This is a genomic window from Paraburkholderia aromaticivorans, from assembly GCF_012689525.1.
In the GTDB taxonomy this organism is placed as follows: domain Bacteria; phylum Pseudomonadota; class Gammaproteobacteria; order Burkholderiales; family Burkholderiaceae; genus Paraburkholderia; species Paraburkholderia aromaticivorans_A.
In genome coordinates, this window is sequence record NZ_CP051516.1 from 4067562 (window position 1) to 4092118 (window position 24557).

Sequence of the window (24557 nt, forward strand, 5' to 3'; positions counted from 1 at the left end):
TCAAGATAAAAAATTTACAGCCACTCGGCCGTTATTCGGCAGGAGATCGGGCAACCCCCTGTCGCGCGCCGGCCGCCGGCACCGGCGCGTATTTTAAAAAACCGTTCAGTACAGCGAATGCGTTAGAAGTTGCCGAGGAACCAGTCCTTCATGCGCGTGAACACCTGTCCCATCGACCCCGACTGCACGGCGACCTTGCGGCCGCGCATACGCTGCGAGCGTCCTTCGACGAGCAGGCCCATCGCCGTCGAGAAGCGCGGATTGCGCACGACATCAGCAAGACCGCCCGCGTATTCCGGCACGCCGATGCGCACCGGCTTCAGGAAAATGTCCTCACCCAGTTCGACCATGCCGAGCATCATCGACGCGCCGCCTGTCAGCACCACGCCGGAGCTCAGCAGTTCCTCGTAACCCGACTCGCGCACCACCTGCTGCACGAGCGAAAACAGTTCTTCGACACGCGGCTCGACCACCGCCGCCAGCGCCTGGCGCGACAGCGTGCGCGGGCCGCGCTCGCCGAGGCCCGGCACTTCGATCATCTCGTCCGGATCGGCGAGCGCCTGCTTGGCGATGCCGTAGTCCACCTTGATGTCTTCCGCGTCCGGCGTCGGCGTGCGCAGCGCCATGGCGATGTCGCTCGTGATCTGGTCGCCGGCGATCGGAATCACCGCCGTATGGCGGATCGCGCCTTCGCTGAAAATCGCAATGTCCGTCGTGCCGCCGCCGATATCGACCAGCACCACGCCGAGTTCTTTTTCATCTTCCGTCAGCACCGCCAGCGACGACGCCAGCGGCTGCAAGATCAGATCGTTCACTTCGAGCCCGCAGCGGCGCACGCACTTGACGATGTTCTGCGCCGCGCTCACCGCGCCGGTGACGATATGCACCTTCACTTCGAGGCGAATGCCGCTCATGCCGATCGGCTCGCGCACATCTTCCTGACCGTCGATGATGAATTCCTGCGTCAGGATGTGCAGCACCTGCTGATCGGTCGGGATGTTGATTGCCTTCGCCGTTTCGATCACGCGCGCCACGTCCGTCTGAGTGACTTCCTTCTCCTTGATCGCCACCATGCCGCTTGAATTGAAGCTGCGGATATGGCTGCCGGCAATCCCGGTAAATACGTTGGTGATCTTGCAGTCGGCCATCAGTTCGGCTTCTTCGAGCGCGCGCTGAATGGACTGCACGGTGGCCTCGATATTCACCACCACGCCTTTCTTGAGCCCCTTTGATTCGCTCTGGCCGAGGCCGATCACCTCGTAGTGACCTTCGCCCTTCAACTCGGCGACGATGGCCACGACCTTCGACGTCCCAATGTCGAGGGCGACCAGCAGATCTTTATAGTCTTTACTCATAGCGTGCTCATTGCGTGTGATGTCCGTTTACTTCTTGCCCTTGTCGGGTTCGGTGATAAAGCGCATCCCTGCCGCGCGAATCGCGAAACCGTTCGGATAGCGCAAGTCCGCATACTCGATATCCTTTCCCCAACGTTGCGTCACCGCGCTCCACGCCGCGCTCAGACGTTTGCTCCGGTCCAGCAGCGTGTCCTGATTGCGTTCGCGTCCAAGTTCCACCTGCGTGCCGTTCGAGAGCTTCACCGTCCACGCGTAGCGCGGCGACAGCGTCACTTCTTCAGGCGTCGCGCCCAACGGCGCAAACCATTTCTGGAAGTCGTGATAACGCGCGACCACCTCTTTTGCCGTACCGTCAGGACCGTCGAACGCGGGCAGGTCTTCTTCGAGCTCGCCCTGGTTCGCGGTGAACAGTTCGCCGTCGGTACTCACCAGTTGATCGCTGCCCCACGTTCCCAGCGGTTTGTACTCCTCGAGCGTGACAGCCAGTGCATTCGGCCAGACACGCCGCACGCTCGCATGACGCACCCATGGCATCTGCTCGAACGCCTGACGCGCCACGTCGAGATCCACCGTAAAAAAGTTGCCCTTCAAGCGCCCCACCACACCCGCGCGCACTGTCGGCGAATTGATGTGCTCGGTGTCGCCGTCGATCTGGATTTCGCGCAGCGCGAAATTCGGGCGCTGGATCAGCCAGTAACCGCCCGCCGCCAGCAGCACGAGCACCAGCAACGCATGCAATGCGTTGGCGGCGAAATTGAGCTGGCGAACGTTGTTCCACATGGTGTTGCTTTCGGGTCGCCCCGGTTAGTCCTGCAGCGTCAGCGCCAACACGCCGACAACCAGTTCCTGATAGCTGATGCCCACCGCGCGCGCCGCTTTCGGCGGCAGCGAGTGATCGGTCATGCCAGGCGCCGTGTTCACTTCGAGGAAATACGGGTTGCCGTCGGCGTCGAGCATGAAATCCGCGCGACCCCAGTCAGTGCAGCCGAGCACGTCGAAGGCACGGCGCGCCAACACCTTCAGTCGCGCTTCCTCGTCCGCCGCCAGACCGCACGGGATCAGGTACTGCGTGTCGTTCGCGATGTACTTCGCGTGGTAGTCGTAAAACTCGCCGGCCGGCACGATGCGGATCACCGGCAGGTCCAGATTCCCGGCGATGCACGCGGTGTATTCGCCGCCGCCTTCAATGCTCTTTTCGACCACCACGATCTTGTCGTACTTGACCGCTTCGATCAGCGCAGCGGGCAGTGCGTCGGCGCTCTTCACCTTGATCACCGCGACGCTCGAACCTTCGCTCGCCGGCTTCACGAAGAGCGGCAAGCCGAGCTTCGCGACGATCTCTTTCGAACGCGCCGCATAGTCGTCGCCGCGCAGCACCGCTTCGAACGGCGGCGTGGGAATGCCGAGTTGCTGCCACACGAGCTTGGTGCGGAATTTATCCAGACCGAGCGCCGAACCCAGCACGCCGCTACCCGTGTACTTGATGCCGTAAAAGTCGAGCGCGCCCTGAATCTGGCCGTTCTCGCCGTAGCCGCCATGCAGCGCGTTGAACGCGCGCACGAAACCTTCTTCCTTCAATGCGGCGAGCGGACGCTCGGCCGGATCGAACGCATGCGCGTCGACGCCGGCGTCGCGCAGACCTTGCAGCACCAGGCGGCCGGAGTTGAGCGACACTTCACGCTCGGCGGAATCACCGCCGAGCAGCACTGCTACTTTGCCGAATTGTTTCGCGAGTTGATCCGATTCAATACTGCTCATTTCACACCTTCGTTTCCTGCGCGAGGCGACCCGGCACACCGCCGATCGAACCTGCGCCCATCGTGATCACCACATCGCCGTCGCGCACCACTGCGGAGAGCGCGTCCGGCACTTCATCCACCGTATCGACAAATACCGGCTCGACCTTGCCCGCCACCCGCAGCGCACGCGCGAGAGCACGGCCGTCCGCGGCGACGATCGGCGACTCGCCGGCCGAATAGACTTCGGTCAGCACGAGCGCGTCGACGGTCGACAGCACCTTCACAAAATCCTCGAAGCAATCACGCGTACGCGTGAAGCGGTGCGGCTGGAACGCCAGCACCAGCCGCCGGCCCGGAAACGCGCCGCGCGCCGCCGCCACCGTGGCCGCCATTTCGACCGGGTGATGACCGTAGTCGTCGACCAGCGTGTAGGCGCCGCTCGCGTTGCCTTCGGTCACGACCGGCACTTCGCCGTAGCGCTGGAAGCGTCGGCCTACGCCGTTAAAATCTGCCAGCGCTCGCTGGATATCGGCATCTTTCACTTCAAGTTCAGTCGCAATTGCAATGGCGGCCAAAGCATTCTGTACGTTGTGCTCGCCCGGCAGGTTCAACGTGATGTCGATCGGCGCCGCGTCTTCGCGCAGCGCGGTGAAATGCATCTTGCCGCCGCGCGCTTCGACATTGACCGCGCGCACCTGCGCATCCGGCGCGAAGCCGTAGCGGATAATCGGCTTCGACACGAACGGCAGAATCTCCTTCACGTTCGGATCGTCGACGCACAACACCGCGATGCCGTAGAACGGCAGCCGGTGCGTGAATTCGATGAACGCCTGCTTGAGCCGCGCGAAATCGTGGCCGTAGGTGTCCATGTGATCGGCGTCGATGTTCGTGATGACTTCGATCACCGGGAACAGATTCAGGAACGACGCATCCGACTCGTCGGCCTCCGCGACGATAAAGTCGCCCGTACCGAGCCGCGCGTTCGCGCCCGCGCTGATCAGCCGGCCGCCGATCACGAAGGTCGGATCGAGACCGCCCGCCGCGAGCACGCTCGCCACCAGCGAGGTGGTCGTGGTCTTGCCGTGCGTACCGGCAATCGCAATGCCCTGCTTCAGGCGCATCAGTTCCGCGAGCATCACTGCGCGCGGCACGATCGGAATGCGGCGATGACGCGCCGCCAGCACTTCCGGGTTGTCGCTACGCACTGCCGTGGAGACGACCACCGCGTTCGCGCCTTCGATGTTCTCCGCTGCGTGACCGATCGCGATCCGCGCGCCGAGCGCGGCGAGGCGATCAGTGATTGCGTTGCTCGTGAGATCCGAGCCGCTCACCTGATAGCCGAGGTTGACCAGCACCTCCGCGATGCCGCTCATGCCGACACCGCCGATGCCGACAAAGTGAATGTGTTTGACGATGTGTTTCATTGCTTTCCTTCTGGGCTCGCGCCCGAAATCGAACCCGCCACGGTCGCGCAAATCTGCGCGACCTGTTCCGTGGCGTCGGGTTTCGCGAGCGAGCGCGAACGCTCCGCCATCTCCGCGAGGGTTGCTCGCGTCTGGCTGCGCATCCAGTCAGCGAGAGTTTCCGCCGACAGATCGCGTTGCTGCACGACCAGCGCCGCGCCGTTGTCGGCGAGGAACGCTGCATTAGTGGTTTGGTGATCGTCTACTGCATACGGGAACGGCACGAAGAACGCCGCCACGCCTACGGCTGAAATTTCGGACACCGTCATCGCGCCGGACCGGCAAATCACGAGGTCCGCGTTTGAGTAGGCGCTCGTCATGTCGTCGATGAACGGTACGAGTTCAACGTCGGTGCCCGTTTGCAAACCCGCTGCCGCATAGTTCTCGCGCAGCGCCTCGATATGCTTCGCGCCCGCCTGATGCACGATGCGCGGCCGTTCATTCGGCGCGAGCAAGGCCACCGCGCGCGGCACGACTTCATTTAATGCCGTCGCACCAAGACTGCCGCCCACGACCAGCACATTCAACGGACCGCTGCGTTGCGCGTAGCGTGCTTTGGGTGCAATTGCGCGCGCAAGTTCCTCACGAATCGGATTTCCCGTCCATTCGCCGTGCGGCAATGCATTCGGGAACGCAACCAGCACGCGTTTGGCGACTTTCGCGAGCACCTTGTTCGCGAGACCGGCAATCGAATTCTGTTCATGCAGCACTAATGGACGGCCGCTCAGCGCGGTCATCAAGCCGGCCGGAAACGTGATGTAGCCGCCCATACCGAGCACGACGTCCGGCTTCACGCGACGCAGCACGGAGAGACTCTGCGTGCAGGCGCGCAGCAGATTCAGCGGCAGCATGAGCTTGGGCTTCATGCCTTTGCCGCGCACGCCGCCGAAGCGCACGTATTCCATCGGAATGCCGTGCTTCGGCACCAACGTCGCTTCCATGCCCGCGGGATTGCCAAGCCATACGACCTTCCAGCCCCACGCCTGCATCAGATGAGCGACCGCGAGCCCCGGGAACACATGTCCCCCGGTGCCACCGGCCATCACCATCAGCGTGCGTTGCGGCAGAGCGGTCATACTTTCCCTCCGCGCATGAGCACCCGGTTCTCGTAATCGACACGCATCAGCACAGCAACAGCAACGCAGTTCAACACGATGCCCGAGCCACCATAGCTGACGAGCGGCAAAGTGAGGCCCTTGGTCGGCAGCAAGCCGAGGTTCACGCCCATGTTGATGAAAGTCTGCGCGCCGAACCAGATGCCAATGCCTTTCGCGACCAGGCCCGCGAACGTGCGGTCGAGCGCGAGCGCCTGACGGCCGATCTCGAACGAGCGGCGCACGATCCAGTAGAACATCAGGATCACGACCAGCACCCCGATAAAACCCAGTTCCTCGCCGATCACCGCGAGGATGAAGTCGGTATGCGCTTCCGGCAGATAGTTGAGCTTCTCGACGCTGCCGCCGAGGCCCACGCCAAACCATTCGCCGCGCCCGAACGCGATCAGCGAGTGCGTCAATTGATACGCCTTGCCCTGCGCGTAACGGTCGTCCCACGGATCGAGATACGCGAAAATCCGTTCACGACGCCACGGCGATGCCCACACAAGCAAACTGAACGTGCCGACCGCGGTTGCAACGAGGCCGCCGAACAGCTTGCCGTTCACGCCGCCGAGAAACAGCACGCCCATCGCGATCGCCGCGATCACCATGAACGCGCCCATGTCCGGCTCGAGCAGCAGCAATGCGCCGACGAGACCCACCGCCACCGCCATCGGCAAAAAGCCTTTGGCGAAGCTGTGCATGTATTCCTGCTTGCGTACGGTGTAGTTCGCCGCGTAAATGGTCACCGCGAGCTTCATGATTTCCGACGGCTGCATATTCGTGATGCCGAGCGGAATCCAGCGGCGCGCGCCGTTCACGCCCTTGCCGACGTGCGGGATTAGCACGATCACCAGCGCGACCAGCGAAATCAGGAACAGCTTCGGCGCGTACTTGTCCCACGTCGCGATCGGAATGCGGAACGACACGATGCCGATCACCGAGCCCATCACCACGAAAATGATCTGGCGCACGAGGAACGCGTAGTCGCGGTACGACGCGTACTTCGGCGAATCGGGCATGGCGATCGACGCCGAATACACCATCACGACACCGAGACCGAGCAGCGCGACGACCACCCACAGCAGCGAGTGATCGTAGTCGAGCATGCGCGAACGCAGCGGACGCACGCCGTTGACGGCGCTGGCGAGACCACTGCCGCCCGTGCGGCCGCCGACCCGCGCGGCACCGCCCGAACCACCCGCGTCGCGGGCGGCGGCCTGACGCGAACCGAATCGTTCCGACCAACTCATATCATCGTCCCCCGTTCGGCCGCGATGTCTTCTACCGTGCTGCGGAATACCGCGGCGCGGTGCGCGTAACCTTTGAACATGTCGAAACTTGCGCAAGCCGGCGACAGCAGCACAGCATCGCCCGGTTCCGCGAGCGCGGTTGCGGCGCGCGTCGCTTCTTCGAGCGTGGCGTGATCCGTCATGGCGATGCCGGTGTCTTCCAGCGCGGCGCGGATCTGGGGCGCGTCACGGCCGATCAGCATCACGGCGCGGCACCAGCGCATGACCGGCGCGGCCAGCGGTTCGAAATCCTGGCCCTTGCCATCGCCGCCGGCGATCAGCACGATGCGCTGCGCGAGCCCGTCGAGCGCGGCAACCGTCGCGCCGACATTGGTGCCCTTGCTGTCGTCCACATAGTCGATACCGTCGATCGACGCGATTAATTCCACGCGATGCGGCTCGCCGCGATATTCGCGCAGACCGTGCAACAGCGGCGCGCCCGGCAGACCGACCGCGCGTGCGAGTGCGTAAGCGGCGAGCGCATTGGCGGCGTTGTGCAGGCCGCGAATACGCAAGGCGTCCGCGGGCATCAAGCGCTTCAGTGCGATGTTCGGCGGCGTGACCACTTCTTTCTTGCGACGGCGCTTCGGCACCGGTTCGTCGCTTGCGTCACGATCGTGCGCCTGCACGAGCCAGATCATGCTGTTGTCGCGCAGCAGACCGTAGTCGCCGTCGTTCTTCGGCTCGGTAACGCCGAACGTGACCATCTCGGCTTCGCTATCTTCCGACGGCGCCAGCGCCATCACGCGCGAGTCGTCGCGATTCAGCACGCGCACGGTCTGCGCACCGAAAATGCGGCCCTTCGCGGCGGCGTACGCGTCCAAACCGCCGTGCCAGTCCAAATGATCTTGCGTGATGTTCAGCACGACCGCCGCATCCGGCGTAAACGTGTGCGCAGTTTCCAACTGGAAGCTCGACAGTTCCAGCACCCACACGTCGGGCAATGCGGTGTTGTCGATCGCTTCCGAGAGTTTGTCGAGCAGCGCCGGGCTAATGTTGCCCGCCACCGCGACTTTCTTGCCGGCGCGCTCGCACAGCAGACCGGTCAGGCTCGTAGTCGTGGTCTTGCCGTTGGTGCCGGTAATCGCGATCACCTTCGGCGCGTAGCCGCTTTCGCCGAGCGTCTTCAGCGCTTGCGAGAAGAGTTCGAGTTCGCCCCACACGGGGATGCCCTGCTCACGCGCCACCGAGATCAGCGGCAACAGATCAGCGGCAAGCGGCGACAAGCCCGGGCTGATGGCGACGAGTTCCACGCCTTCGAGCAGCGCCGGCGAAAACGGGCCGCCGACGAATGCGGCGTCGATGCCGTGCGCTTCCAGTGCGGGCAGTTTCGGCGGCACTTCACGCGTATCGGCCACACGCAGCCGACAGCCGTGCCGCGCGCACCAGCGCGCCATAGCGAGACCGGATTCACCCAGTCCCAGCACGAGCACCATCGGCTTTTGCCGATCCCGAAACTTCTCGCCGAACATCGCCTGCTTCCCCTAATACCTGCTTAACGCAACTTGAGCGTGGACAAACCAAAGAGACACAACATCAACGTGATGATCCAGAAACGCACGACCACCTGCGTTTCCTTCCACCCCGACAATTCGAAGTGGTGATGCAGTGGCGCCATCTTGAAGAGGCGCCGCCCTTCGCCGAAACGGCGCTTGGTGAATTTGAACCACGTGACCTGCAACATCACGGAAAGCGTTTCCGCGACGAAAATGCCGCCCATGATGAAAAGCACGATTTCCTGGCGCACGATCACCGCCACCGTGCCGAGCGCGCCACCGAGCGCGAGCGCGCCGACGTCGCCCATGAACATCTGCGCCGGGTGCGTGTTGAACCAGAGGAACGCGAGCCCTGCCCCGCCCATCGCCGAACAGAAGATCAGCAGTTCGCCCGCGCCGGCGATATGCGGAAACAGCAGGTATTTCGAGTAGACCGAGCTGCCCATCACATACGCGAACACACCGAGCGAGGCGCCGACCAGCACGACCGGCATGATCACGAGACCGTCGAGGCCGTCGGTGAGATTGACCGCGTTGCTCGCGCCGACGATCACCAGATACGTCAGCACGATGAAGCCCCACACGCCGAGCGGATAGCTGATCGATTTGACGAATGGCAGCATCAGGTCGGCGCGCGCCGGCAAGCCCATCGAGAGGCCGCTCTTCACCCACGCCATGAACAGGTCGAACACGCGCACGTTGCTCGCTTCCGACACGCTGAAGGCGAGATACACGGCCGCGAACAGCCCGATCACCGACTGCCAGAAATACTTTTCGCGCGACGACATGCCGCGCGGATCCTTGTAGACCACCTTGCGGTAATCGTCGACCCAGCCGATCACGCCGAAGCCGAACGTGACGAGCATCACGATCCAGATGAAGCGATTGGTGAGATCGGCCCACAACAGGGTGGCCACGGCGATGCCGAGCAGAATCAGCACGCCGCCCATGGTCGGTGTGCCGGATTTGATGAGGTGAGTTTGCGGACCGTCTTTACGAACGGCCTGGCCGACCTTCATGGCGGTCAGCTTGCGAATCACCGCCGGGCCGCAGACGAGCCCGATCAGCAGCGCGGTGATGGTGGCCATCACCGCACGGAAAGTCAGATAACTGAACACGCGCAAGAAGCTTGCGTCATTCTGCAGCCATTGCGCCAGCGCCAGTAGCATGCTTCGGTCCTTCTATTTCAATGTGCGGCGGGCGTACTGCCCGCTGCGTTGGGTTGTGGACTCGTTACGGCGTCCACCACGCGCTCCATCTGCATGAAGCGCGAGCCTTTCACGAGAAGCGTTGCGGCAGGACCGAAACCGGCCTGCTGCAATTGCGCGACCAGCGTGCCGATATCGGCGACGTGATGCGCGCTGGCGCCATACGCGGTGCAGGCGTCGCGCGAGGCGTCGCCCATTGCGTACAGCGCGTCGATACCGCGTTCCTTGGCGTAAGCGCCGATTTCGCGGTGAAACGCCGGACCGTTGTCGCCGACTTCGCCCATGTCGCCCATCACCAGCACGCGCGGCGCGGCGCGTGAGGCGAGCACGTCGATCGCGGCGCGCATCGAATCGGGGTTGGCGTTGTAGGTGTCGTCGATGACGGTGGCGCCGGCGAGCGTGCCGAGCGCGGCCTGCTTCACCTGCAAACGGCCCTTCACGGCGCCGAACGATTCGAGACCACGCTTGATCAAGTCGAGCGACACGCCTGAGGCCAGAGCAGCCGACGTCGCGGCCAATGCGTTGTGCGCATTGTGGTCGCCGAGCACTTGCAGCGTGACTTCGACGCTGCCTTCCGGCGTGTCGATGCTCAAAACGTTGCCTGCGAACGTGCCTTTGACGGCCGCTTCGGTGGTCCGCTCGGCGGAGTTCAGCGCGAAGTCCATGATGCGGCTGCCGGTTGCGGCCACGCGCCAGATGCTTGCGTAGGCATCGTCGGCCGGGAACACCGCGACGCCTTCCGGCGACAGCGCGTGAATCACGCTCGCATGTTCGAGCGCGACGGCTTCGACCGTCGCCATGAATTCCTGATGCTCGCGCTGCGCGTTGTTCACCACCGCGACCGTCGGCTCGGCGATCTTCGCGAGCAACGAGGTTTCGCCCGGATGGTTCATGCCGAGCTCGACTACCGCCAGTTGATGCGCGGCGTGCAGACGGAACAGCGTGAGCGGCAAGCCGATGTCGTTGTTGAAGTTGCCTGCGGTCGCGAGACGCGCGTCGGCGCCGACCGCGGCGGCGAAGATCGACGCGATCATTTCCTTGACCGTGGTCTTGCCGTTGCTGCCCGTCACGGCGACGAGCGGCATGCTGAACTTGCGGCGCCAGCCGCGTGCGAGCGCGCCCAGACCCACGCGCGTGTCGGCGACTTTTAGCGCCGGCACATGCCACTCTTGCGGCGTGCGCGTGACGAGCACGGCCGTGACGTTGCGCGCGGCGACGTCCGGCAGGAAGTCGTGCGCGTCGAACCGGTCGCCCTTGATCGCGACGAACAGGTCGCCCGGTCCGGCGCTGCGGCTGTCGGTGGAAACGCGTTCGAACGTGACCGTATCGTCGCCGATCACGGTCGCGCCGGAAATCAGCGCGGCGGCTTCACGCAGCGAGAACATGCTCATTCGCCACCTCCGCGTGCGTGCGCCGCGCGTGCGGCCAGCGCGAGGCGAGCGTGGTCCTGATCGGAGAAAGCGCGTTTCTTGCCCATGATTTCCTGTGTTGCTTCGTGCCCCTTGCCGGCCAGCACGATGACGTCTTCGCGCGCGGCGCTGCGGATCGCTTGCAGGATCGCGCTCGCGCGGTCCTCGATACGGCGCGCCTTCGACGCGTCTTTCATGCCCGCCGCGATCTGCTCGATGATCGATTGGGGATTTTCGCTGCGCGGGTTGTCGCTGGTCACTACGACGCCGTCGGCGATCTTCTCGGCGATCGCGCCCATCAACGGACGCTTGGTGGCGTCGCGGTCGCCGCCGCAGCCGAACATGCAGATCAGTTCGCCGCCGCGCGCGGTGGCCATCGGGCGCAACGCTTCGAGTGTTTTTTCCAGTGCGTCCGGCGTGTGCGCGTAATCGATCACGACGAGCGGTTCGTCGTTCTGCAAGCGGCCACCGAGACGCTGCATGCGGCCGTTCACCGACTCGAGCTTCGCCAGTTCGGACACGGCGGCGTCGAACGGGACTTCGGCGGCGAGCAATGCGCCCAGTACGCCGAGCAGATTGCTGACGTTGAACGCGCCGAGCGTTTGCACTTCCACTTCGGCATCGCCCCAATCCGAGGTGCTCAGATGGAACGCCGTGCCGGTGGCGGTGGCGCGCACGTTCGAGGCGAGCAGCAACGCGTCGACTGGCGGCGCGTCTTGCAACGCGCCTTCTTCGCCGTCGAGGCCGTACGCGATCGTGCGTGCGTGGCCTTGTGTGCTGGCGAGCAAACGGCGGCCGGCGGCATCGTCGCGATTAATCACGACCGCGCGCAGTTCCGGCCAGGCGAACAGACGCGCTTTGGCGGCTTCGTAGGCTTCGAACGTGTGGTGATAGTCGAGATGGTCTTGCGTGAGATTCGTGAACACGGCGATGTCGAACGCCGTGCCGTTCACGCGCCCCTGATGCAGCGCGTGCGACGACACTTCCATCGCCACCGCCTGCGCGCCCGCGTCGCGCAATTGCGCGAGACTGCGTTGCAGTTGCGGCGCGTCGGGCGTGGTGAAGCCGGTGTGCGCAAGGTGGCCCGGCAAGCCGGTGCCAAGCGTGCCGATGATCGCGCAGCGCGTGCCGAGCGCCGTCAGCGCCGCCGAGATCCACTGGCTGCACGAGGTCTTGCCGTTCGTACCGGTGATGCCGAGCGTCAGCATGCTGTCGCTCGGATCGTTGTACCAGCCGCTCGCGATGGAACCCGCGAGTTCGTTCAACGCCGGCACAGCCAGCGTGTTCGACGGATCGATCGCGCCGCCGAAGCCTTCGGGCTGAACCAGCACCGCGGCAGCGCCACGTTCGATGGCGCCGCCGATGAACGGGCGGTTGTCCGCGCCATCCACCGCGTAGGCAAAAAACGCGTCGCCGGCCGCGAGCGAGCGCGTGTCGGCGTGCAGATGCGCGCCTGGCTGCACGTGAGCATGCAGCCAGGCGAGGGCGTCGGCAATCTGCCGCTGTGCGGGGTGCTTCTTCCGCAACATGCTCATCGCACGACTCCCGGATGGCTTTTCGCGTTCGCGGAAATCGTCATCTTCTTTGCGCCGGCGCTGGTGGAGAGTTTCTTGGCCGTGGCTGGCGTGGCGGGCGCGGTCGGCGCGACCGGTGCCGAATCGTCCGACACCACCATTTGCTTGACCGGCATGTCCGGCGGAACATTCAACGAGCGCAGCGTATCGCCGACGATGCTCGAGAACACCGGACCCGACACCTGACCGCCGAAGTGGCTGCCCGCCGTCGGTTCGTCGACCGAGACGGCGACGACGATGCGCGGGTTCGGCATCGGCGCCATGCCGACGAACGAAGCGCGATATTTGGAGTGGTCGTAGCCGTGCGCGCCGTGCTTGTACGCCGTACCGCTCTTGCCGCCGACGCGATAGCCCGGCACCGCCGCATCCGGCGACGTGCCGCCCGGTGCGGTGACGGTTTCGAGCATGGCGCGCACTTGACGCGCGGTGGTCGGCGCGAAGATCTGCGGGCCGGTGGCCGGCTGATCGCCAGGCGTACGGAAAATCGACACCGGCATGATCTCGCCGTCATGCGCGATCGCGGTGTAAGCGCGGCCCAACTGGAATAGCGACACCGACAGGCCATAGCCGTACGACATGGTGGCCTGCTCGATGCGGCGCCAGCCCTTCCACGGACGCAGACGGCCCGCCGCCGCGCCCGGGAAACCGACCTTCGGCGCCTGGCCGAGACCGATGCTGGTGTACATATTCCACATCTCTTCGGGCTTGAGCTGCATGGCGATCTTCGTCGCGCCGATGTTGCTCGACTTCTGGATCACGCCGCCCACCGTCAGCACGCCGAACGCGCTGTCGTCGGTAATCGGCGCACCGTCAAGCACGAAGCGGCCGCCGCCTGTATCAACCAGTGTAGTCGGCGTGACGCGGTGCAGATCGAGCGCGAGCGAGACCGTGAACGGCTTCATGATCGAGCCGGGCTCGAACGTGTCGGTCAGGATGCGGTTGCGCAACTGGTCGCCGGTCAGGTGTGTACGGTCGTTCGGGTTGTAAGTGGGGTAATTGACGAGCGCCAGCACTTCGCCGGTGCGCACGTCGATCACCATGGCCGCGCCGGCCTTCGCCTTGAATTTCTCGACGGCCGCCTTCAGGTTCGTATAAGCGATGTACTGAATCTTGCTGTCGATCGAGAGGTCCACGTCCTGGCCGTTGTGCGGCACGACCTGCTCGTCCACGTCTTCGATGATGTGGCCCATGCGGTCCTTGATCACGCGGCGGCTGCCCGACATGCCGGCGAGCAACTTCTGATCGCCGAGTTCGACGCCTTCCTGGCCTTCGTCTTCCACATTGGTGAAGCCGATCAGGTGGGCCGTGATCTCGCCTTCCGGATAGAAGCGCTTGTACTCGTCGCGCGCGTAAATGCCGGGGATCTCCAGCGCGGTGACTTGTGCGGCAACGTCGACCGGCACCTGGCGCTTTACGTAGACGAAGGTCTTGTCTTCCGAGAGCTTGGTGCGCAGTTCCTTATTGGTCATGCCGAGCAGCTTGCCGAGCGACGTCAGCTTGTCGGCGCCGAGGTCGTCCGGCACCGATTCGGGAATCGCCCAGATCGCGCGCACCGGCAGACTCGTGGCCAGCACGAGACCGTTGCGGTCGAGAATCTTGCCGCGCGTGGCCGGCAGTTCGAGCCGGCGCTGATAGCGGATTTCACCTTGCTTCAGATAGAACGCGTTGCCCGGGCCCTGGATCCAGAACGCGCGCGCGGTGAGCGCGACGAACGCCATGAACAGCATGAACACGACGAGTTTCGAACGCCACATCGGCAGACGTACCGACAGGATCGGATTGGCCGAGAAAGCCACGCTCTTGCGAGTCGACGATTTTTTCATCGCACGCCTTTACGACGGGTCGCCGCTGGTGCCGAGGCTGGGCCGGAAGTCGGAATCGGCGCGTCCTCAGCTCTCGCCGCGCCCGAATCGAGCGTCAGGTACTGGGTGCGGCCGGTCGTGACCGATTGCATCTTCAGGGAATCAGTGGCGATATTCTCGATGCGCGACGTTTTCGACAGTGCGCTCTGCTGATATTGAAGCTGCGAATAATCCTGCTGCAGCTGGCGCTCCTGCGATTGAGCGCGCTGCAACTGGATAAAGATCTGACGCTGCTGATTGGTAGCGTTGACGACGGACAAAGCGCAGCCCATCACGATGATCAGCAGGAAGATGTTGAGACGATTCATGGTGCGATCCGCTCCGCCACGCGCATTACGGCAGAACGGGCGCGCGGGTTCGCGGCGACTTCAGCGTCGCTTGCGAACACACGGCCAATGATTTTGAGCGGAGGGCTCGGCAGATCGACGGCGCGAATCGGCAGACGGCGATCCACCGTGGGCGTACTCGCGTGCGCCTGCATGAATCGCTTGACGATCCGGTCCTCGAGCGAATGAAAGCTGATGACCACCAGCCGCCCCCCCTGCTCCAACAGCGACAACGCTGCTTCTAAAACGACTTGCAGCTCCGCAAGCTCTTGATTGATGTGAATCCGTATAGCTTGAAAGGTGCGGGTTGCCGGATCCTTGCCCTTCTCACGGGTTTTGACGACGTTAGCCACGATTTGGGCAAGCTCGCCCGTGCTGACGAGAGGCCCAAGACGGTCGGACTCTGCCCGGCGAGCAACAAGCGCCTTTGCAATCTGAAAAGCAAACCGTTCTTCCCCATAATCTCGTATCACCTCCGTCAATTCCTGCACCGTGGCCCGCGCCAGCCAGTCAGCCGCCGATTCGCCGCGCGTCGGGTCCATCCGCATGTCGAGCGGGCCGTCGGCGCGGAAGCTGAAGCCCCGCTCCGGATCGTCGACTTGCGGCGACGAGACGCCCAGATCCAGTAAAACGCCCGACACCCGTCCTACGCCGCGCTCCGCAATCGCGGTGCGCAGTGAAGCAAAACTCTCGTGCACGATGCTAAAGCGCGGATCGGCGATCTGCTGCGCCGTGGCGATGGCGAGCGGGTCTTTGTCGAAAGCGATCAGACGCCCCGAGTCAGCCAGCTTCTCCAATACCAGGCGGCTATGCCCACCGCGCCCGAAGGTGCCGTCCACATACACGCCGTCCGCGCGTGTGACCAGCGCTTGAACCGCTTCTTCCAGCAGCACCGTGCGATGCTGCAATTCGTTTCCCATCGCAGGTGCCATATATGTAAACCGCGATCAGAACGTGAAATCTTTTAACGCGTCGGGCATGCCCTCGGCCATTGCCGCCTGTTCCTTCGCGGCGTATGTTTGTGCATCCCACAACTCGAAGTGACGACCCATGCCGAGCAAGGTCACTTCTTTTTCCAGCCCACCAGCCGTGCGCAATTCCGGCGACACGAGCACGCGCCCTGCGCCGTCCATTTCCACGTCCATTGCATTGCCGAGAAAAATGCGCTTCCACCAGGTCGCGTTCATAGGCAGCTTGTCGACCTTGTCACGGAAGATTTCCCACTCCGGGCGTGGAAAGAGCAACAGGCAGCCGTCCGGGTGCTTGGTGATCGTCACCCGGCCCTCTGCCTGTGTCTGCAGCGCATCCCGATATCGAGAGGGAATAGACATCCGCCCTTTCGCATCGAGCGTCAGCGCCGACGCCCCTTGGAACACTTCGCTCTCCCCATTTGGCGCATTGGTGCGCCAGCTGCCCGACCCATGAAAATCTACCCGAAACTGCTTGTGAGATCACACAAAAATACACTTTCTCACACTGTCTCCCACTTTAGAGGAACGCTAAACAGGGGTCAAGGGAGATGCGTGCTTTTCCGGCGAATTTTGTTTGTTAGAACAAGGACTTAGCGCGACTCCTTCACGTCACGCATAAAACGGAAAACCGTTATAAATGAATGAGCTAGTGCAACTTGTGAAGGTGATACGTGAAAAGTGCGGGGGAAAGGCGCGAAATGAAAGAGATCGTTAAGCGGGATCGGCAGATGTGGGATGGCGTTTCCGGGTACTTCAGGCGGACGGCGCGCGAGGCGCCGCCCCACTTTCGAGAGGTGCGTGAACGGCTGGCTTTAACTTATATGTAGTAGGCGGTGCGGGTCATGACCTTCGACACGGCGCGCATCAGTGCGCGCGCGGGAAACGGTAGCTCGAGGCCGCCGGCTTCCATCGCCGCCTTGCCGTGTTCCGCTTCGTCCACGCGCATCTGCTCGACGATGGCACGCGACTCGTGATCGGCTGCCGGCAACTCGTCCAGATGGCTGTCGAGATGCTGCTCCACCTGACGCTCGGTTTCGGCCATGAAGCCGAGGCTGACGCGATCGCCCATGCGCCCTGCCGCGAGGCCGATTGCGAGCGCGCCCGTGTACCAGAGCGGGTTCAACAGACTGGGACGCGAGTCGAGCGCTTCGAGACGTTTGGAAGTCCACGCGAGATGATCTTCTTCCTCGATCGCGGCGCGATTGAACACGGCCCGCAAGGACGGCGATTTGGTCGCGAGTTTCTGAGCCTGATAGAGCGCCTGGGCGCAGACCTCGCCGACGTGGTTCACGCGCATCAAGCCAGCCGCGTGCGCACGCTCGGCCGGTGAGAGTTCGGGCGCCGGTTCCGTCACCACGGACTCTTGCGGAACCGGCAACGGACGACTCATCCGCGACACGCCGGTCATTGAGCGTAAACCCCGATCAAACTCGCTAATCAACTCGTCCAGAAACATTCAGCACTCCCTCATTCGACAACCGCCTCACCGATCCGCCAGGTCCGCTCAACAAGGCTTTGCAGCACAAAACCGGGTTCGGGGAAACCTTCAAACCGCATGAATCGGGCGGCCAACTTCTGATTCTAGACCATGTTGCGTAAACGAAACAGGAGCGTTCCCGCCCCGCTCCTTTTTCTTTGTGCCATGTATGCCTTTTGTTACATTACGTGCAACTTCTCGCGAAGTTGGACAAGCAAGGCCTCAACGCCAGATAAATATTCCGCCTTGTACAAAAGATTCGTAATCCTTGGAGATCATTCGATGAAAAAGTCGCTTCTCGCTCTCGCAGCACTGGGCGCATTCGCAGGCGTCGCACATGCTCAGAGCAGCGTGACCCTGTACGGCATCATTGACGAAGGCTTCAACGTCAACACCAACTCGGGTGGCAAGCACCTGTACAACCTGTCCAGCGGCGTTCTGCAAGGTTCGCGTTTCGGCCTGCGCGGCACGGAAGATCTGGGCGGCGGTCTGAAGGCCATCTTCGTGATCGAAAACGGCTTTGACGTGAACAATGGCAAGCTGGGTCAAGGCGGCCTGATGTTCGGTCGTCAAGCCTACGTCGGCCTGTCGAGCCAGTTCGGTACGGTCACGCTGGGTCGTCAGTACGACTCCGTGGTCGACTATGTCGGTCCGCTGGAAGCCGGCGACCAGTGGGGCGGCTACATCGCTGCTCACCCGGGCGACATCGACAACTTCAACAACGCGTACCGCACCAACAACACGGTCAAGTACACGAGCGCAAACTACGGCGGCCTGACGTTCGGCGGCACGTACAGCTTCGGCGGCATCGCCGGCAACGTCACGTCGAACCAGATCTGGTCGTTGGGCGCTGGCTACAACAACGGTCCCCTCGTCTTGGGCGTTGGTTACTTGAACGCACGTAGCCCGGCAGCTTCGGGTGGCCTGTTCAACAACAGCGGCACGGCTGCAGCGCCGGCCGCGGCTGTCACGTCGCCGGTCTACGCTGGCTTCACGTCGGCTAACACGTATCAAGTGATCGGTGCGGGCGGCGCATACACGTTCGGCGCAGCAACGATCGGTGCGACGTACTCGAACATCCGCTTCGGCAACCTGGGCGCTTCGTTCGCATCGCCGTTCAAGGGCCAGTCGGCTACGTTCAACAACGCGGAACTGAACTTCAAGTATCAGTTGACCCCGGCGTTGCTGGTCGGCGCAGCGTATGACTACACGCGCGGCGCGGAAATCAACGGCGCATCGCGTGCCCAGTACCACCAAGGCGCAGTTGGCGTGGACTACTTCCTGTCCAAGCGTACCGACGTGTACGTGACGGGTGTGTACCAACACGCTCTGGGCGACACGATCAACGTAGCGGGCGCTACGGTCGACGCAACGGCAGGCATCAACAACCTGACGGGTTCGTCGAACCAGAACCAGTTCACGGCTCGCATCGGCATCCGCCACAAGTTCTAATAAGTCGTAAAAAAGCAGTCTGCCTCAAAGGCGCCTTCGGGCGCCTTTTTTTATGGCGCGCGCTGCCGACGGGTTTCGCGATGCGATAGCTGCGCAAAAGAAAAGGCCCGGCAGACTTTCGTCTGCCGGGCCTTTTCCGCTTACTCGCCACTTCTTGCCGGCTTCATGCCTGATCAGCGAGCGATTCCGCCTATGCCCGCCCGTCGCGCAACTCGCGACGCAGAATCTTGCCGACGTTGCTCTTCGGCAGTTCAGTGCGGAATTCGACGATCTTAGGCCGCTTGTAGCCGGTCAACTGCTGCTTGCAGTACGCGAAGATGTCGGCATCGGTGAGCGCCTGATCCTTCTTCACGACGAACAGCTTCACCGCTTCACCCGAATGCTGGTCCGGCACGCCGACCGCGGCGACTTCGAACACGCCCGGCAGCTTTGCGACCACGTCTTCGATTTCATTCGGATAGACATTGAAACCGGACACCAGAATCATGTCCTTCTTACGGTCGACGATCTTGACGAAGCCGCCGTCGTTCATCAGGCCGACATCGCCCGATTTGAAGAAGCCGTCCGGCGTCATCACTTTCGCGGTTTCGTCGGGCCGGTTCCAGTAACCCGCCATCACCTGCGGGCCGCGGATGCAAATTTCGCCCGGCTGGCCGAGCGGCACTTCGTTGCCTTCGTCGTCACGAATCGAGATTTCCGTCGACGGCAACGGCAAGCCGATCGTCCCGCTGTATTCGGTGACGGTGACCGGATTGCAGGTCACGCACGGCGACGTTTCCGACAAGCCGTATCCTTCGATGATCGGCGTATGCGTCTGCTCGTACCAGCGCTTGGCGACGGCTTCCTGCACCGCCATACCGCCGCCGTTCGCGGCGATCAGCTTCGAAAAATCGAGCTTATGGAAATCCGGGCTATTCAACAACGCGTTGTACAGCGTGTTGACGGCGGGAATCGTCGTGATCGGATAGCCTTCCAGCGCCTTGATCATGCCCGGAATGTCGCGCGGATTCGGGATGAGTATGCCGAGGCCGCCGGTACGGATCGTCAACAGCCCGCACACGGTCAGCGCGAACACGTGATACAGCGGCAACGCGACGACCGTGACGAACTGATCGATATCCGTGCGATTCGCGCGAACCGGATCGAGCCAGATCTCCGACTGCAGCACGTTGGCGATCAGGTTCCGATGCAGTAGCGTCGCGCCCTTGGCCACGCCCGTCGTTCCGCCCGTGTACTGGAGAAAAGCGACGTCTTCGGGACCTTGCTGAACCGCTTTGAAATTCTGGCGTGCGCCTTCCGCGATCGCGGTGTTGAATTTGACGTGACCCGGCAGACTCCAGGCCGGCACCATCTTCTTCACCTTTCGCACGACGAAATTCACCAGCGTGCCCTTGATCCCCATCAGGTCGCCCATTGCCGCCACGACGACATGCTTAATCGACGTGTTGCGTACGATCGCCTGCAGCGTGACCGCGAAGTTCTCGAGCAGAATGATCGCTTCCGCGCCGCTGTCCTTGAGCTGGTGCTCGAGTTCGCGCGGCGTATAGAGCGGGTTCACGTTCACGACTACATAGCCCGCGCGCAAGATGGCTGCAATCGCCACCGGATATTGCAGCACGTTCGGCATCATGATCGCGATGCGCGCGCCGCGGGCCAGGCCCTTCGACTGAAACCATGCGCCGAGTTTGCGCGAAAGCGCGTCGAGCTCGCCGTAGCTGATCTCCTTGCCCATGCAGACGAACGCCGGTTTGGCGCGGTGGTCGCGGAAGGCTTCTTCGAGCAGTTCTCCGACCGACGAATAGCGGCTCGGGTCGATCTCTGCGGGAACGCCGGGCGGATAAGATTTCAGCCAGATTTTGTCCATGCAGCGTCTCCTCCTTTATTTTCGAATGGTCGTGCTAAAAACGCATCGTAGCATGGGCACCTCGGTGCTATTCGCGAAAAGCGGCTTGGTTAGACTGCAGCCTCGAACCCGTGAAGGACGCGCGCTTCGGGATGGTTGCGCGGGTTTCAGACGCGCTCGACTTCGACCAGGCAGTCGTAGAAAGTTGCCGATCCGCCCAGATCGGTGAGCGCCTGGCTGGTGAGTTGATTGGCGTTGCGGCCGTCGGGCGCGAGCTTCTTCCACCAGATCGACAGGCCGACCACGAGCCCTTCCCGGGCTCTATCCGTGACTCGCACGCGCGCCTGCATCGAACCGCGATCGTTAAAGATGCGCACCTGACCGCCGTCGACGATGTCTCGCGATTGTGCGTCGGCCGGATGCATGTCGAGATGCGGCTCCCCTTCCGTCGAACGCAGACTTTCGATGTTCACGAAGGTGCTGTTCAGGAAGTTGCGGGCCGGCGGTGAGATCATGGCAAGCGGGTAGCGGGCGGCGAGCTCCGGTGCGCCGTCGGCGGATTCATAGGGCGGTAGATAGTCCGGGAGCGGGTCGAGCCCCTGCTGCGCGAGCCGTTCGCTGTAGAACTCGCATTTGCCGGACGGCGTTCGGAAACCGCCTTCGGAGAAAGGCGCGTCGGGCAGGTTCAGCCGGGCCCAGCCCGTTTGCTTCAGCGTCTGCCAATCCACGCCTTCGAGCGTCTTGTCTTGCCAGCGGAACGCAGCCTGTGCGATGGTCTCGTCGCTCTCGAACAGTGCCGGTTCGTCGAGTCCCATGTGACGCGCGAAGCCGCGAAAAATCTCCGTGTTCGGGAGTGCGCCGCCGACGGGTGCGATTGCCGGCAGGTTGACCATCACGTGCGTGTGGCCGTATGACTTGTGGACGTCAAGGTGTTCGAGTTGGGTGGTCGCGGGCAGGAGCAGATCGGCGTAGTCGGCGGTGTCGGTCTGGAAATGCTCCAGCACGATGGTGAACAGATCCTCACGCGCGAAACCCGCTGCGACTCGCTCGGAATCCGGCGCGACGGCCACCGGATTCGAGTTGTAGACAACGATCGCTTCGACTTTAGGGCCGAACGCGGCGTCGCCCTTGTGCAGCAGCGCATCGCCGATCGCATTCATATTGATGACGCGGCTGACCTTGGACGGCCAGCCCGGCATCAAATCCGGCCGCTGCAACGCATGCGAGTCGACCGGCGCCCAGCCGCCCGAGGACAGCAGCACGCCCCCAGCTCTCTCGCGCCATGCACCCGTCAACGACGGCAGGCACGCGATCGCGCGCACGGCATTGCCGCCGCCACGCACGCGCTGCAGGCCGTAGTTCATGCGGATCGCCGCCTTTTTAGTGCTGCCGTAAAGTCGCGCAAGATCGACGATAACGTGTTCATCAATATCGCAAATTTCAGCAACGCGCGACGGCGAGTAACTCAGCGCGCGGGCCTTCAGCTCGTCAAAACCTAATGTGTGGGCCTCAATGTACGCGTGATCAAGCAGATTCTCTGTGATCAACACGTTCATCATGCCTAGCGCCAAGGCACCGTCGGTGCCGGGTTTCAGGGCAATATGCTGATGGCATTTTTCGGCAGTCAGCGAGCGGTACGGATCGATCGCGATCAGCCGCGCGCCGCGGCGTTTCGCCTGTTGGGCGCGCGTCCAGAAATGCAGGCTCGATGCGATGGGATTCGAGCCCCAGATGAGGATGACTTCGCTCTCGTCGAAAAACTCGGTGAGCATGCCAAGGCTCGCGCCATAGGTGTACTTCAACCCGGCGGCGCCAGCGGACGCGCAGATCGTACGGTCCAGTTGCGATGCGCCGATCTTGTGGAAGAATCGCTGCGCAATGCTGTCACCCTGGATCAAACCCATCGTGCCGGCATAGCTGTAGGGAAGGATCGCTTCTGGCGCGCGGCGCGCAATCTCCGACAGGCGGCGAGCAGCGAACTGGAACGCCTCGTCCCAACTGATCGGCTCAAAGCGGCCCTCGCCTTTACGGCCGACGCGCCTCATCGGTGTCGTCAATCTTTGCGGATGATGCACGCGCTCCGCATAGCGGCTGACCTTGGTGCACAGCGCGCCTTGCGTCGGAGGATGCTCGGGATCGGCGACGACCTTGATCGCGCGTCCGGCCTTGACAGTCACTCGCATCGCGCAGGTGTCGGGGCAATCGTGCGGGCATACGGCGCGAGCGAGTTCAGTCGGAGCATTCATCGGCGATCCGTTCAAGAAGGCGGTGAGTGGTGGAGCAATGCGGGATTCTATTACGTCAATTGCTGCTTGGCCTGCGTGGTGCCGCCAAAAAGGCCTTCGGCGTAGAATCGTTTATTACCGTGCCCGGGCCAATGGGGCCCCGAGCGATTCCACGCAAGCCAAAGCACAGACGCGTCACCACTCCATCATGAAACTGATCCCCGAAATCCAAGCCGCTCACGGCGAAATTCAGACCCTTCGACGAACAATCCACGCCCATCCAGAACTGCGTTACGAAGAAACGGCGACGGCCGATCTGGTGGCACGAACCCTCGAGTCCTGGGGTATCGAAACTCATCGAGGGTTGGGCAAAACCGGCGTCGTCGGTGTGCTGAAACGCGGCAATGGTTCACGCTCCATAGGTCTGCGGGCTGACATGGATGCGCTGCCGATACAGGAACTGAACAGCTTCGACCATCGGTCGAAAAACGACGGCAAGATGCACGCGTGCGGCCATGACGGACATACGGCGATGCTGCTCGGTGCCGCGCGGCACCTGGTCAAACATGGCGATTTCGATGGCACGATCGTGTTTATTTTCCAGCCCGCCGAAGAAGGCGGCGCTGGTGCGCAGGCCATGATCGATGACGGCCTGTTCGTGAAATTTCCGGTCGACGCGGTGTTCGGCATCCATAACTGGCCAGGCATGCCGGCGGGGCACTTCGGCGTGACCGAAGGGCCGATCATGGCGTCGAGCAACGAATTTCACATTGAAATCAAAGGCGTGGGCTCGCACGCCGCGCTGCCGCACAACGGTCGCGATCCCGTCTTCACTGCCGTGCAGATCGCGAATGGGCTGCAGAGCATCATCACGCGGAACAAGAAGCCGCTCGACACCGCCGTGTTGTCGATCACCCAGATTCACGCCGGCGACGCGGTCAATGTCGTCCCGAACAATGCGTGGATCGCAGGCACGGTGCGGACGTTTACGACCGATACACTTGATCTGATCGAAGCGCGTATGCGCAAAATCGCGGAAAGCACGGCCGAGGCCTACGATTGCTCGGTCGATATTCAATTCCACCGAAACTACCCGCCGACGATCAACAGCAGCGAAGAGGCCCGCTTTGCAGCGACGGTCATGAAGGAAATTGTCGGCGCAGAAAACGTCGACGACGCGGTTGAACCGACGATGGGGGCAGAGGACTTCTCTTTCATGTTGCTCGCAAAACCGGGTTGCTACGCGTTTCTGGGTAATGGCGACGGCGGACACCGCGATTCAGGCCATGGCGCAGGTCCGTGCATGCTGCATAACGCGAGCTATGACTTTAACGACGAGTTGTTGCCGATCGGCTCGACATACTGGGTACGGCTGGCACAGCGGTTTCTGGCGGAGGGCAAATAGGATTTTTAAGGGGGCTGGCGGCGGTGATTAGTTCGTCACCTGCTCTCTCGTCGCGCTACAGATGATCGGCGCCCCTTGACGCTGGCTCGCATGAGCGAGCCAGCTCCGCGGATGAACAGGCAGTGAAGGTGGTTTATCCCGCGTGTTTTTTGCCTGTTTTCCGGCCGCGTAAACGCAGAAACCCCACCTTTGCGGGGTGGGGTTTCTGTTGCTGCTAGGGAGCCTGACGATTACCTACTTTCACACGGGTAATCCGCACTATCATCGGCGTGGAGTCGTTTCACGGTCCTGTTCGGGATGGGAAGGGGTGGGACCGACTCGCTATGATCATCAGGCATGACTTGTTGCCGTACTGCCGGTGGG

The 24557-nt window shown here is 62.7% G+C and carries 19 protein-coding genes and 1 rRNA gene; 2 read left to right on the forward strand and 18 right to left on the reverse strand.

Features of this window, described 5'->3' with window-relative positions:
* Positions 1-122: 122 nt before the first annotated feature.
* The 15 genes from ftsA to coq7 all read right to left on the reverse strand — a co-directional run bounded on the left by ftsA (position 123) and on the right by coq7 (position 17248).
* Positions 123-1355, reverse strand: a complete 1233-nt coding sequence (gene ftsA, locus HF916_RS46545) for a cell division protein FtsA (RefSeq protein ID WP_168795305.1) — start codon at positions 1353-1355, stop codon at positions 123-125.
* 27 nt (positions 1356-1382) lie between these two features.
* Positions 1383-2135, reverse strand: coding sequence for a cell division protein FtsQ/DivIB (locus HF916_RS46550; protein WP_168795306.1), 753 nt, complete (start codon positions 2133-2135; stop codon positions 1383-1385).
* A gap of 24 nt (positions 2136-2159) precedes the next feature.
* Positions 2160-3113, reverse strand: a complete 954-nt coding sequence (locus HF916_RS46555) for a D-alanine--D-alanine ligase (protein WP_168795307.1) — start codon at positions 3111-3113, stop codon at positions 2160-2162.
* Position 3114: 1 nt separating this feature from the next.
* A complete protein-coding gene (gene murC, locus HF916_RS46560) occupies positions 3115-4518 on the reverse strand; it encodes a UDP-N-acetylmuramate--L-alanine ligase (protein ID WP_168795308.1) in 1404 nt (467 codons plus the stop codon).
* Positions 4515-5633 carry an undecaprenyldiphospho-muramoylpentapeptide beta-N-acetylglucosaminyltransferase gene (gene murG, locus HF916_RS46565; RefSeq protein ID WP_168795309.1) on the reverse strand — a complete coding sequence of 373 codons (1119 nt, stop codon included), beginning with the start codon at positions 5631-5633 and terminating at the stop codon, positions 4515-4517. Before murG ends, murC begins: the two co-directional genes overlap by 4 nt.
* The gene (ftsW, locus tag HF916_RS46570; protein WP_168795310.1) at positions 5630-6907 is read right to left on the reverse strand and encodes a putative lipid II flippase FtsW; all 1278 of its coding nucleotides are present in this window, start codon (positions 6905-6907) and stop codon (positions 5630-5632) included. The genes murG and ftsW overlap by 4 nt, the downstream gene beginning before the upstream one ends.
* A complete protein-coding gene (gene murD / locus HF916_RS46575) occupies positions 6904-8418 on the reverse strand; it encodes a UDP-N-acetylmuramoyl-L-alanine--D-glutamate ligase (protein WP_168795311.1) in 1515 nt (504 codons plus the stop codon). Before murD ends, ftsW begins: the two co-directional genes overlap by 4 nt.
* Positions 8419-8441: 23 nt before the next feature.
* Positions 8442-9611 (reverse strand): phospho-N-acetylmuramoyl-pentapeptide-transferase, encoded by a 1170-nt coding sequence (mraY, locus tag HF916_RS46580; protein WP_168795312.1) that lies wholly within the window; start codon positions 9609-9611, stop codon positions 8442-8444.
* Between the two features lie 17 nt (positions 9612-9628).
* Complete coding sequence (locus HF916_RS46585) at positions 9629-11041, reverse strand: UDP-N-acetylmuramoyl-tripeptide--D-alanyl-D-alanine ligase (RefSeq protein ID WP_168795313.1); 1413 nt, start codon at positions 11039-11041, stop codon at positions 9629-9631.
* Positions 11038-12594: a UDP-N-acetylmuramoyl-L-alanyl-D-glutamate--2,6-diaminopimelate ligase gene (locus tag HF916_RS46590; protein ID WP_168795314.1), complete on the reverse strand. Its 1557-nt coding sequence runs from the start codon at positions 12592-12594 to the stop codon at positions 11038-11040. The genes HF916_RS46585 and HF916_RS46590 overlap by 4 nt, the downstream gene beginning before the upstream one ends.
* Complete coding sequence (locus HF916_RS46595; protein ID WP_168795315.1) at positions 12591-14456, reverse strand: peptidoglycan D,D-transpeptidase FtsI family protein; 1866 nt, start codon at positions 14454-14456, stop codon at positions 12591-12593. Before HF916_RS46595 ends, HF916_RS46590 begins: the two co-directional genes overlap by 4 nt.
* The gene (gene ftsL / locus HF916_RS46600; protein ID WP_168795316.1) at positions 14453-14803 is read right to left on the reverse strand and encodes a cell division protein FtsL; all 351 of its coding nucleotides are present in this window, start codon (positions 14801-14803) and stop codon (positions 14453-14455) included. The genes HF916_RS46595 and ftsL overlap by 4 nt, the downstream gene beginning before the upstream one ends.
* Positions 14800-15753, reverse strand: a complete 954-nt coding sequence (gene rsmH, locus HF916_RS46605) for a 16S rRNA (cytosine(1402)-N(4))-methyltransferase RsmH (protein ID WP_168795317.1) — start codon at positions 15751-15753, stop codon at positions 14800-14802. The genes ftsL and rsmH overlap by 4 nt, the downstream gene beginning before the upstream one ends.
* Before the next feature lie 15 nt (positions 15754-15768).
* Entirely contained in the window at positions 15769-16197 is a 429-nt protein-coding gene (gene mraZ / locus HF916_RS46610) for a division/cell wall cluster transcriptional repressor MraZ (protein WP_012434430.1), read from the reverse strand.
* A gap of 412 nt (positions 16198-16609) precedes the next feature.
* Positions 16610-17248: a 2-polyprenyl-3-methyl-6-methoxy-1,4-benzoquinone monooxygenase gene (gene coq7, locus HF916_RS46615; RefSeq protein ID WP_168795318.1), complete on the reverse strand. Its 639-nt coding sequence runs from the start codon at positions 17246-17248 to the stop codon at positions 16610-16612.
* Between the two features lie 303 nt (positions 17249-17551).
* On the opposite strand from coq7, the gene HF916_RS46620 reads away from it, so the two are divergent.
* Positions 17552-18721, forward strand: a complete 1170-nt coding sequence (locus tag HF916_RS46620) for a porin (protein ID WP_168795319.1) — start codon at positions 17552-17554, stop codon at positions 18719-18721.
* A 190-nt stretch (positions 18722-18911) separates the two neighbouring features.
* On the opposite strand, the gene HF916_RS46625 is transcribed toward HF916_RS46620, so the two are convergent.
* Together HF916_RS46625 and HF916_RS46630 are read right to left on the reverse strand one after the other, a co-directional pair.
* Positions 18912-20585 carry a long-chain fatty acid--CoA ligase gene (locus tag HF916_RS46625; RefSeq protein WP_168795320.1) on the reverse strand — a complete coding sequence of 558 codons (1674 nt, stop codon included), beginning with the start codon at positions 20583-20585 and terminating at the stop codon, positions 18912-18914.
* 146 nt (positions 20586-20731) lie between these two features.
* Complete coding sequence (locus HF916_RS46630; RefSeq protein WP_168795321.1) at positions 20732-22810, reverse strand: molybdopterin-containing oxidoreductase family protein; 2079 nt, start codon at positions 22808-22810, stop codon at positions 20732-20734.
* A gap of 187 nt (positions 22811-22997) precedes the next feature.
* On the opposite strand from HF916_RS46630, the gene HF916_RS46635 reads away from it, so the two are divergent.
* Positions 22998-24194, forward strand: a complete 1197-nt coding sequence (locus HF916_RS46635; RefSeq protein WP_168795868.1) for a M20 aminoacylase family protein — start codon at positions 22998-23000, stop codon at positions 24192-24194.
* Between the two features lie 221 nt (positions 24195-24415).
* Here the strand turns inward: HF916_RS46635 and rrf are convergent.
* Positions 24416-24529 (reverse strand): 5S ribosomal RNA (rrf, locus tag HF916_RS46640).
* Positions 24530-24557 lie beyond the last annotated feature (28 nt).

What these genes read in the sequence shown, in the direction of transcription:
- HF916_RS46635 (WP_168795868.1), top strand. Translation starts at nt 22,998, where the DNA reads ATGAAACTGATCCCCGAAATCCAAGCCGCTCACGGCGAAATTCAGACC.
- coq7 (WP_168795318.1), bottom strand. Translation starts at nt 17,248, where the DNA reads ATGTTTCTGGACGAGTTGATTAGCGAGTTTGATCGGGGTTTACGCTCA.
- murD (WP_168795311.1), bottom strand. Translation starts at nt 8,418, where the DNA reads ATGTTCGGCGAGAAGTTTCGGGATCGGCAAAAGCCGATGGTGCTCGTG.
- HF916_RS46585 (WP_168795313.1), bottom strand. Translation starts at nt 11,041, where the DNA reads ATGAGCATGTTCTCGCTGCGTGAAGCCGCCGCGCTGATTTCCGGCGCG.
- HF916_RS46630 (WP_168795321.1), bottom strand. Translation starts at nt 22,810, where the DNA reads ATGAATGCTCCGACTGAACTCGCTCGCGCCGTATGCCCGCACGATTGC.
- HF916_RS46555 (WP_168795307.1), bottom strand. Translation starts at nt 3,113, where the DNA reads ATGAGCAGTATTGAATCGGATCAACTCGCGAAACAATTCGGCAAAGTA.
- murG (WP_168795309.1), bottom strand. Translation starts at nt 5,633, where the DNA reads ATGACCGCTCTGCCGCAACGCACGCTGATGGTGATGGCCGGTGGCACC.
- murC (WP_168795308.1), bottom strand. Translation starts at nt 4,518, where the DNA reads ATGAAACACATCGTCAAACACATTCACTTTGTCGGCATCGGCGGTGTC.
- HF916_RS46595 (WP_168795315.1), bottom strand. Translation starts at nt 14,456, where the DNA reads ATGAAAAAATCGTCGACTCGCAAGAGCGTGGCTTTCTCGGCCAATCCG.
- rsmH (WP_168795317.1), bottom strand. Translation starts at nt 15,753, where the DNA reads ATGGCACCTGCGATGGGAAACGAATTGCAGCATCGCACGGTGCTGCTG.
- mraY (WP_168795312.1), bottom strand. Translation starts at nt 9,611, where the DNA reads ATGCTACTGGCGCTGGCGCAATGGCTGCAGAATGACGCAAGCTTCTTG.
- ftsW (WP_168795310.1), bottom strand. Translation starts at nt 6,907, where the DNA reads ATGAGTTGGTCGGAACGATTCGGTTCGCGTCAGGCCGCCGCCCGCGAC.
- HF916_RS46625 (WP_168795320.1), bottom strand. Translation starts at nt 20,585, where the DNA reads ATGGACAAAATCTGGCTGAAATCTTATCCGCCCGGCGTTCCCGCAGAG.
- ftsA (WP_168795305.1), bottom strand. Translation starts at nt 1,355, where the DNA reads ATGAGTAAAGACTATAAAGATCTGCTGGTCGCCCTCGACATTGGGACG.
- HF916_RS46550 (WP_168795306.1), bottom strand. Translation starts at nt 2,135, where the DNA reads ATGTGGAACAACGTTCGCCAGCTCAATTTCGCCGCCAACGCATTGCAT.
- ftsL (WP_168795316.1), bottom strand. Translation starts at nt 14,803, where the DNA reads ATGAATCGTCTCAACATCTTCCTGCTGATCATCGTGATGGGCTGCGCT.
- HF916_RS46620 (WP_168795319.1), top strand. Translation starts at nt 17,552, where the DNA reads ATGAAAAAGTCGCTTCTCGCTCTCGCAGCACTGGGCGCATTCGCAGGC.
- HF916_RS46590 (WP_168795314.1), bottom strand. Translation starts at nt 12,594, where the DNA reads ATGAGCATGTTGCGGAAGAAGCACCCCGCACAGCGGCAGATTGCCGAC.